This window comes from Aeromonas sp. PS2Canimalfood6 (assembly GCF_048276795.1).
In the GTDB taxonomy this organism is placed as follows: Bacteria; Pseudomonadota; Gammaproteobacteria; order Enterobacterales; family Aeromonadaceae; genus Aeromonas; species Aeromonas caviae.
The window spans coordinates 1-413 of sequence record NZ_JBLUXC010000171.1 but is presented as its reverse complement, the minus strand read 5'-3'; the positions used below and the strand labels follow the sequence as shown (position 1 = coordinate 413).

Annotated in this window: 1 rRNA gene; it reads left to right on the top strand. The window is 50.8% G+C overall.

Features of this window, described 5'->3' with window-relative positions:
• Positions 1–95 (top strand): 5S ribosomal RNA (gene rrf, locus ACNPAA_RS21105); the annotation flags it as partial.
• Between the last annotated feature and the right edge of the window lie 318 nt (positions 96–413).

Sequence of the window (413 nt, the reverse complement as noted above, 5' to 3'; positions counted from 1 at the left end):
GGAACCACCTGACCCCATGCCGAACTCAGAAGTGAAACGCTGTAGCGCCGATGGTAGTGTGGCATTCGCCATGCGAGAGTAGGACACTGCCAGGCACCCAATACAAGAAACCCCGCTCACTTGAGCGGGGTTTTTTATTGCCTGAAATTCAGCCCTCACTGGAGGGCAAACGGACACTATGGTGCGGTCTCCCGCCGTGTTTTCTGATACTCGCATTCATCATCCCAGCCAATATCGACTTGTTTGTGGCCTGTCTCTGCTCAATATCTATTCGAAGACCCGCGTTCTGGATATAATACCAATCGGATTAAACATTAGGTCAGTTTTATCCAATCTCGGCTACAAAGTGACATCACCCGCTCCACATCGGCAATAAAGTGCTTCCAGGCCGATGTGCAGGCATCAAGGATGTC